General features: G+C 64.8%; 8 protein-coding genes and 1 pseudogene. 2 read left to right on the top strand and 7 right to left on the bottom strand.

Annotated features, from left to right (window positions below; translation table 11 throughout):
* Positions 1 to 137: 137 nt before the first annotated feature.
* Positions 138 to 1,616: an efflux RND transporter periplasmic adaptor subunit gene (locus EOA75_RS24080; protein WP_245466722.1), complete on the bottom strand. Its 1,479-nt coding sequence runs from the start codon at positions 1,614 to 1,616 to the stop codon at positions 138 to 140.
* Between the two features lie 452 nt (positions 1,617 to 2,068).
* On the opposite strand from EOA75_RS24080, the gene EOA75_RS24075 reads away from it, so the two are divergent.
* Both EOA75_RS24075 and EOA75_RS24070 read left to right on the top strand, forming a co-directional pair.
* Positions 2,069 to 3,421, top strand: coding sequence for a hypothetical protein (locus EOA75_RS24075; RefSeq protein WP_127325339.1), 1,353 nt, complete (start codon positions 2,069 to 2,071; stop codon positions 3,419 to 3,421).
* Between the two features lie 41 nt (positions 3,422 to 3,462).
* Entirely contained in the window at positions 3,463 to 3,771 is a 309-nt protein-coding gene (locus EOA75_RS24070; protein WP_245466721.1) for a CorA family divalent cation transporter, read from the top strand.
* Positions 3,772 to 3,775: 4 nt separating this feature from the next.
* Here EOA75_RS24070 and EOA75_RS24065 read toward each other — a convergent pair whose 3' ends face one another.
* From EOA75_RS24065 to EOA75_RS35815, 6 genes and pseudogenes are all read right to left on the bottom strand, one after another.
* Positions 3,776 to 4,462, bottom strand: a complete 687-nt coding sequence (locus EOA75_RS24065; protein WP_127325338.1) for a glutathione S-transferase — start codon at positions 4,460 to 4,462, stop codon at positions 3,776 to 3,778.
* Between the two features lie 9 nt (positions 4,463 to 4,471).
* Positions 4,472 to 5,401 (bottom strand): EamA family transporter RarD, encoded by a 930-nt coding sequence (gene rarD / locus EOA75_RS24060; RefSeq protein WP_095800101.1) that lies wholly within the window; start codon positions 5,399 to 5,401, stop codon positions 4,472 to 4,474.
* A gap of 82 nt (positions 5,402 to 5,483) precedes the next feature.
* Positions 5,484 to 7,100, bottom strand: coding sequence for a citramalate synthase (cimA, locus tag EOA75_RS24055; protein ID WP_095800102.1), 1,617 nt, complete (start codon positions 7,098 to 7,100; stop codon positions 5,484 to 5,486).
* Positions 7,101 to 7,164: 64 nt separating this feature from the next.
* Positions 7,165 to 8,130 (bottom strand): prolyl aminopeptidase, encoded by a 966-nt coding sequence (gene pip, locus EOA75_RS24050; protein ID WP_127325337.1) that lies wholly within the window; start codon positions 8,128 to 8,130, stop codon positions 7,165 to 7,167.
* Positions 8,127 to 8,603, bottom strand: coding sequence for a GFA family protein (locus EOA75_RS24045; RefSeq protein WP_095777832.1), 477 nt, complete (start codon positions 8,601 to 8,603; stop codon positions 8,127 to 8,129). Before EOA75_RS24045 ends, pip begins: the two co-directional genes overlap by 4 nt.
* Positions 8,600 to 8,690: pseudogene (locus EOA75_RS35815) on the bottom strand (GFA family protein); the annotation flags it as partial. The gene EOA75_RS24045 and the pseudogene EOA75_RS35815, both read right to left, overlap by 4 nt.

Below are 8,690 nucleotides of genomic sequence, written 5' to 3'. Positions count from 1 at the left end.
GGCCGAGAGCGGCAGGAAGAGATAGGCGATCATGCCGACCACCAGGATGGTGGCCATGATCAGCGTGGTGGCCACCGGCCGCAGGATGAACGGCCGCGACGGGTTCAGCCAGCCGGAGACGAGACCGCTCGGCGTGCTCATTGGGCTTCGCCGGTGTCGCCACCATTTCCGCTGCTACCGCTATTGCCGCTGCCGTCGCGACGATGGTGGCGGTGGTGCTTGCGGTTGGCATCGCCCGATGCGTCCGCGCCGTCGCCTGCCGAACCTTGGCGCTGGCTGCTCGAGATCGCGGGCGCGTTGCCGGGGTTGACGGCAGACGTATTGCTGGTCGCGGCGGCCCCGCTGCCCCTACCCTCCGCTTGCGGCTGCGCGGGAGATCCAGCGCCGGCGGTCGGCGCGGCGCTGTTGTCAGGCACGGTCACCTTGGCGCCGTCCTTCAGCCGGTCGACGCCATCGACGACCACCTTGGCGCCCGGCGGAAGGCCCGACAGCAATTGCGTGACCGAGGCGTCGCCGGGGCCAAGGGAAACGGTCTTCACCGAGACAGTGCTGTCGTCGTTGAGCTGATAGACGAAAGTGCCTGGAGCGCCGTGCTGGATGGCGGCGTTGGGCAGCACCGTCACGCCGGTCAGCGTGCGCACCAGGAGATGCACGTTGACGAACTGGTTGGGATAAAGCCCGCCGTCGGCGTTAGCAAACACGGCGCGCAGCTTCACGGTGCCGGTGGTCGGATCGATCTGGTTGTCGATCGTCTGCAGCGTGCCTTCGGCGATCTGCTTGGTGTCGTTGCGGTCGAACAAGGTGGCCTTGAGCCCGGCATTACCATGCGTCTGTTCCAGCACTTCGGCGAGGGTGTCTTCGGGCAGCGAGAACAGCACCGAAATCGGCTGCATCTCGGTGATCACCGCAATGCCGGTGCTGTCGGAAGGCGTGACGTAATTGCCCTGATCGACCAGCCTGAGGCCGATGCGGCCGTCGGCAGGTGCAACGATATGGCTGTTGGCGATATTGACCTCGACGGCCTCGATCTGCGCCTGGTCGGACATGACCGTGCCCTCGTCGGATTGCACGGTCGCGCGCTGCAGGTCGACCGCCTGCTGCGTGATGGCGTTGGAGGTCAGCTTCAGATCGCGGTCGAGGTCGAGCCTGGCATCGCTCAGCAGCGCCTGATCGTGCTTCAATTGGCCCTGCAGCTGATGCAGCGAGGCTTGGAGAGTGCGGTCGTCGACCTGGGCAAGAAAATCGCCCTTCTTCACCATCTCCCCTTCGGTGAAGGCGATCGCGGTGATCTGCCCGCTGACCTGCGGGCGCACCGTCACCGTCGACAGTGAGGTGACCGTGCCCAGCGCCTCCAGCGTGATCGGGATGTCGGCCTGCGTCACCGAGGCGACTGCGACCGGCTGCGCGCCGAGATCGCCGCCCCGGAATCGTTGGCCGCCGCGCGCGCCTTGCTGGTGCACCGGTGCTGGATGGAGCCAGAAGGCGACGCCCGCTCCAGCCGCCACCAGCAGCAGCGCGACCATCCAGCCGCGGCGCCGGCGACGCACGACCACCGGCTTGATGTCTGCCATCGGCTCACGGAGCGGCTGTAACCGGCTGGCGACTTCGTCGTCCACTTTGTCACCTATCCATCGAACCGCATGCGGCCAGATCGACCACGTCCTTGGCCAAAGTCACAGGCCCAAGACGCAATCCGGCCGGGAACATAACGCCGGAACCCGGCCATGCAATTGTGCGCGACATTAAATTCCCGTAAGAATTGAATGGGTTAGGTTGAAGACCACACTCAAAAATGCACGCCGGGCGAGCTGTTCGGGGACCGTGCCCCATCGCGTGAGAGTGACCGGCCGCGCCGCGCCGGCCAATGATGACAAGGCTTTAAGGGGTGAACCCGGCCCGCGCGGCGGACCGCCTTTCGACGGTCGGACGTCGTTCCCGTCCCGGCGCAACCGCAGCCTCCGAGCGGGACCCCCACTCCATCCCGCTCGCAAAGATGTGAACGCAGCGACGTGCGAAGCTGCCCTAGCTTTATCGGCAGCGGGGCCGGATCGCGATCGAGAGGGAAGCCATGACCTTTGCCCGGCTGCTCGCCTTGCCCCTGCTCAGCCTGTTGGCGCTCGGCCACGCGACCGCGCAAAGTCCGGACGGGGCCACCTCGCATGACGCACAGGTCGAGGATCTGAAAGTCTTCCGTCGCGACTTCCTCGATGTCGACCGGTCTTATTCCAGCGCCGCCCGCGTGGAAGCGGCATCGCGGCTGCAGGCGCTCGAAACCGCGGCAGGTCCGACCGACGCGACCGTCTTCGCTGTCGATCTCTGCCAGATCGCGGCACTGGCCGACAATGGTCACACGACCTGCAAGTTGCCGCGCGCCAATGGTGTGGCGATGTCTTTGCTACCCATCGACGGCGCCTTCTACGTCATAGCGGCCAGCCCCCAAAACAGCGATCTGCTGGGCAGCCGACTCGCCGGCATCGACGGCCATCCGGCTGCTGAAGTGTCCTCGGCGCTGCGCAGCCTGCATGGCGGCGTGGCGGCATGGCGCGACATCGAGGCGACCGACGCGATCGTCCGGCCCGACCTGCTGCATGCGCTCGGGCTCGCCAATGCCGCCGGCGACGCGACCTTTCGCTTCCAGACGCCCGACGGCCGCATCATCGACCGCAAGCTCGCCCCGGAGCCGCAGCGCCGCGACTGGGTGAAGATTTTTCCCAAGGGCCGCGCGCCCTGGCCGCTGCAGGATCAGGAACAGCCGTTCCGCTGGCGCGATGCGCCCGAACTCGATGGCGTCGTCGCCGAGATCAGACGCAACGTCGACGGCAAGACCGGGAAGATCGCCGATTTCCTGGCTGAGGTCGAAGCCGCCCGGGTCCGCCTCGGCCGCAAGAACCTCGTCCTCGACATGCGCTTCAACACCGGCGGCAACTTGATGCTGACCCGCGATGCGCTCAGTTCCTGGCCGTCCCGCGTCAAACCGCCGGGACGGCTGTTCGTGCTGGAAAGCCCGATTACCTTTTCGGCGGGAATTGTCGACGTCGCCTATCTCAAGCAGGCTGGCGGGGACAGGGTCACACTGGTCGGCGAAGCGCCCGGCGACCGCATGATGTTCTTCGCCGATCAGCAGCAGGTGACGCTGCCGCATTCGGGCGTCGTGCTGCAGTCCGCGACGCAGCGCTATGACCTTCAAAACGGCTGCAAGGCCTACGCCGATTGTTTCGTCGGCATGGCGCAACCGAGTTCCGCCACGGGCACGACGCCCGTGCTTGTCGCCACCATCGACAAAGGCAAGGGCCGCAAGCCGGTTGCGCTCAAGACGCTGGAGCCCGACATTGCCGCGCCATGGTCGATCGACGATCTGCTCAAGGGTCGCGATCCCGGAATGGCGGCCGTTCAGGCGGCGTTGGCGGGACAGCAGGAGTAGGACTGTTCAGTCGTGTTTTTATAGCGGAAGCGACCGGCGACATGGCGGCAAGGCTCTCGCACCGCGCGCATACGCTGCATCACGACGGCGAGCAGCTGCAGGCGCGAACCCGGCTTTTGGAGGACGAACTGATGGCGAAGCTGACCGAGCGGTCGAACCAGCTGCTCTACATCCTCTCCGTCATGACCGCGGTGCTGCTGCCGATGACCATCATCTCCGGCCTGTTCGGCATGAATGTCGGCGGGCTCCCGCTGGTCGACACGGCGCTCGGCTTCTGGGTGGTGACGGCGATAGCGGTCGTCGTCGCCGGCATCGTCTACATGGTCGTGCGGCGGCTGGGCCGGGTTTAGCGTCCTATGCGCTTGCGCGCAGATCCTCGACGACCGTACCGGCCGCGCGGACTTCCGCCTCATGGTCCGGCTCGCGCCACGTCTCGGCGAGACCGGCCGCATACCATTCGCGCATGGCAGCGAGATCGAGCAACCGCTTGGGATAAGCAGCGGCGGCGCCCTCGAATGCCAGTCCATAGGACTGTGCCCGGAAAACGACCGGAGCGAAGAAAGCATCGACCGCGGTGAAGTGGTCTCCGGCTAGGAACGGTCCGCCGAAGCGCGCAAGGCCGTCGTTCCACAAGTCGCCCAGGCGGAAGAGATCGTGCTTCAGCACATCGGACATCGATGCCAGCTTGACGCGCACGCCACAGCTCATCGGGCAGTCATTGCGCAGCGCGGTAAAGCTCGAATGCATTTCGGCGGCGGCGGAGCGCGCCCATGCGCGCGCTTTCGCATCGGCCGGCCAGACGCCTCGATGACGCTCTGCCAGATATTCGACGATCGAGAGCGAATCCCACACCGCCCAGCCATCGTCGACCAGGCAGGGTACGCGGCCATTCGGCGAGAATGACCGGAAGAGGCTGAAACTTGAACCGGTCGGGAACGGCGTCAGCCGCTCCTCGAAGCGAATGTCGAGGGTCCGCATCAGCAGCCAAGGCCGCAGCGACCAGGACGAATAGTTCTTGTTGCCGATATAAAGCTGGTACATTTGCCGCCCTCACCTCGTCGCGGGACCCGCCTGGCGAACCTCGCGCCCTCTGAACATCGACCAGCTGTACATGGCCAGCGCAGTCCAGATAAGGGCGAAAGCTATGGCCTGCGTGGTGCCGAACGGCTCATCGAAGATCAGGACGGCGATCAGGAACACCATCGTCGGCGCGATATATTGCATGATGCCGATGGTGGAGAGGCGCAAAAGCCTGGCGCCGAAGGCAAAGAGCAGAAGCGGCACCGCGGTCACCGGGCCGCAGCCGATCAGCAGCGCGGTGTCGGCGCCGGTGCTGGAGATGAAATGGTCCTGTCCCGCGGCGATCAGGTAGGCAATGTAGCAAAGCGCCGGCACCGACAGCAAAAGAACTTCAAGCAGAAAGCCCTGGCTCGGCCCGATCGGCAGCGTCTTGCGGAAGAAGCCGTAGGCGGCGAAGGAGAAGGCCAATGCCAGCGATACCCAGGGTAATTTGCCGGCCTCGACAGTAAGCACGGTCACCGCAATGGCGGCCAGCGCCACCGCCGCGATCTGCAGCCGGTCGAGCCGTTCGCCGAGGAGAACGGCGCCGACCACCACGCTGACCAGCGGGTTGATATAGTAGCCGAGCGCCGTCTCGACCGTGCGGTCGACTGCGATCGCCCAGACATAGATGCCCCAGTTGACCGAGATGAGCGTCGCCGTCAGCGCCGCCATGGCGAGGCTTTTTGGCGAGCGGATCGCGGCCTTAAAGTCGGCGGTGCGGCCGGCCCAAACCAGCACGGCAGCGGCGATCGGCACCGACCAAACGATCCGGTGCGAGATCACCTCGATCAGAGGCAGGTGCGCCACCGCTTTCATGTAGAAGGGCAACAGCCCCCAGAGGAAATAGGCGCCGAGCGCCAAAAGGAAGCCGCGGCGGGCCTTGGCATCTTGATCGAGATCGGCTGTTGCGGTGACCATGGCCCAACGCTATGGCCCAGCGGATCGTTTAAGACCATCGCAAAATTCTGATGGATCAATGGACTTTTGATGATGGTTCAACCTACTCTGCCGCGACCAGTCCTGCCATCTCGCGGTTCTTCATCAGCTTGTAGATGATTGAATCCATCAGCGCCTGGAAGGAGGCGTCGATGATGTTTTCCGATACGCCGACCGTCCACCAGCGGGCGCCGGTGGAATCGTGCGATTCGATCAGCACTCGGGTGATGGCTTCGGTGCCGCCGTTGAGAATGCGCACCTTGAAGTCGGCGAGCTCGAGGTCGACGATCTCGTTCTGATACTTGCCGAGATCCTTGCGCAGCGCGATGTCGAGCGCGTTGACCGGGCCGTGGCCTTCGGCCACCGACATCTTCTCCTCGCCGTCGACCATCACCTTCACGATCGCCTCGGACACGGTCTTCAGGTTGCCGTTGGCATCGAAGCGGCGCTCGACCATGCAGCGGAACGAGGTGACGTTGAAGAACTCCGGCAGGCCGTGCAGCATCTTGCGGGCCAAGAGCTCGAAGGAGGCGTCGGCGCCCTCATAGGCGTAGCCTTCGGCCTCGCGCTCCTTGACGACGGCGATGAGCGCGTCGAGCCGGCTGTCGTCCTTCGGCACGTCGATGCCGCGCCGCTTCAATTCCGCGAGGAAATTGGCCTTGCCGCCCTGGTCGGAGACCATGACGCGGCGGCGGTTGCCGACGGCTTCCGGCGGCACATGCTCGTAGGTCGCCGGCTCTTTGGCCAGCGCCGAGGCATGGATGCCGGCCTTGGTGGCGAAGGCGGATGAGCCGACATAGGGCGCCTGAGCTTCCGGCGCTCGGTTGAGCAACTCGTCGAAAGCGCGGGAGAGCCGCGAAATGCCGGTCAGTGCTTCGGCCGAAATGCCTGTCTCGAAGCGGTCGGCGAACGCCGGCTTGAGCGCGAGCGTCGGGATGATTGTGACCAGATTGGCGTTGCCGCAGCGCTCGCCGATGCCGTTCAGCGTGCCCTGGATCTGGCGCACACCGGCCTCGACGGCGGCAAGGGAATTCGCCACCGCCTGGCCGGTGTCGTCATGGGCATGAATGCCGAGATGGTCGCCAGGGATGCCGCCCGCGATCACCTTCTCGACGATGGCCCGCACTTCCGAAGGCTGCGTGCCGCCATTGGTGTCGCATAGCACCACCCAGCGCGCCCCGGCATCATAGGCGGTCTTGGCACAGGCCAGCGCGTAAGCCGGATTGGCCTTGAAGCCGTCGAAGAAATGTTCGCAGTCGACCATCGCCTCCTTGCCGGCGGCGACCGCCGCCTGGACCGAGACCTTTATCGACTCAAGGTTCTCCTCGTTGGTGCAGCCAAGCGCCACGCGCACGTGATAGTCCCAGCTCTTGGCGACGAAGCAGATCGCGTCCGACTTCGATTGCACCAGCGCCGCCAGCCCCGGATCGTTGGAGGCCGAAACCCCTGCCCGCTTGGTCATGCCGAAGGCGACGAATTTCGCGCTTTCCGTGCGCTTCTGATGGAAGAAGGCGGTGTCGGTCGGGTTGGCGCCGGGATAACCGCCCTCGACATAGTCGATGCCGAATTCGTCAAGCAGCTTGGCGATCGCGATCTTGTCCTCGACGGAAAAGTCGATGCCCGGCGTCTGCTGGCCGTCGCGCAGCGTGGTGTCGAAGAGGTAGAGGCGTTGCTTCATCATGGCTGTAGCTCGAAAAGTCGAGATCCTTCGCGCTGGGGGCGCCGTAGAGCACAAACCTGCATGGTTATTTGCCTGCGTATTTATCCGTCGCCCGGATCAGCCGATCCAGAATCCCCGGCTCCGAATACGAGTGGCCGGCGCCTTCGATGAGGTGGAAATCCGCCTTCGGCCAGGCCTTGTGCAGCGCCCAGGCATAGCGCGCCGGGCACGGCATGTCGTAGCGGCCGTGGACGATGGTGCCGGGGATGTCCTTCAGCTTCCAGGCATCGCGCAGCAGCTGTCCTTCTTCCAGCCAGCCGGCATGGACGAAATAGTGGTTCTCGATGCGGGCGAAGGCGATGGCATAGTCGTCCTGGCCGAAAGGCGTGCTGGTTTCCGGCTCCGGCAAAAGCGTGATCGTCTCGCCTTCCCACAGACTCCAGGCAAGCGCCGCCTCGACCTTCGCCTTGCGGTCGGTGCTCACCAGCCGCTTGCGGTAGGCGGCCATCATGTCGCCGCGCTCGGCCTCGGGGATCGGCGCGAGAAAACGCTCCCACTTGTCGGGAAACATCTCGGAGACGCCGAACTGATAGTACCATTCGAGCTCGGCGCGGGTGAGCGTATAGATGCCGCGCACGACGAGCTCGCTGACGCGCTCGGGATGCGTTTCGGCATAGGCGAGCGCCAGCGTCGAGCCCCACGAGCCGCCGAACACCAGCCATTTGTCGAAGCCCGCCATCTCGCGCAGGCGTTCGATGTCGGCGACGAGATGCCAGGTGGTGTTGGCTTCCAGCGAGGCGTTGGGCGTCGACTTGCCGCAGCCGCGCTGGTCGAACAGGATGACGTCGTAGAGTTTCGAGTCGAACAGCCGCCGGTGTTTGGGCGAGATCGTGCCTCCAGGGCCGCCATGCAGGAATACGGCTGGCTTGGCGCCTTTGGTGCCGCAGCGCTCCCAATAGATGGTGTGGCCATCACCGACATCGAGCATGCCTGTTTCGAACGGCTCGATCTCGGGATAGAGCGTGCGCAAGGAGCTGCTGTGGATCGTCATAGTTTCAGTCCCTGCTGCGGCCAGTTGGCCGTCTCGTGATCGGGATGCTGGAAGGAGATGATCTGCTCCTGCCGTCGATAGTAGTCGGGGTCGTCGTGGACCGGCGCCTCGAAGATCTTCTCCACCCAGGGCAGCCGCACCGCGTAGTTGACCTGGATCTGCGGCGCCAAGTCCGAACGATCGTCGAAGGCACCGATGGCGATCTCCAGCCCGCCCGGCTGGCGGTAGGTGAGCGGCGTGCCGCAGCGGCGGCAGAAGCCGCGATCGATGTTGACCGAGGACTGGAAATAGCTCGGCTCCTCATGGGTCCATTCGACGCCATCCTTCGGCACCGTCACCAGGGCGCCAAAGAAATTGCCGAACTGTTTCTGGCACATGCGGCAATGGCAGATGGACGGGCGCCCGAGCTTGCCGTGGACGCGGAAGCGCACGGCGCCGCACTGGCAGCCGCCGGTTCGAATTTCATCGGTCATGGTTTTTCCTCCGGCGGCCATTGGTCCGTGTCGTGATCGGGATGTTGATAGGAGACGAGCTCGGCGAGATAAGGCGCCGACGAAATA

Source organism: Mesorhizobium sp. M1A.F.Ca.IN.022.07.1.1, from assembly GCF_003997575.1.
GTDB lineage: Bacteria > Pseudomonadota > Alphaproteobacteria > Rhizobiales > Rhizobiaceae > Mesorhizobium.
The sequence above is the reverse complement of the archived record's forward strand: the minus strand, read 5'-3'. Positions and strand labels throughout refer to the sequence as shown.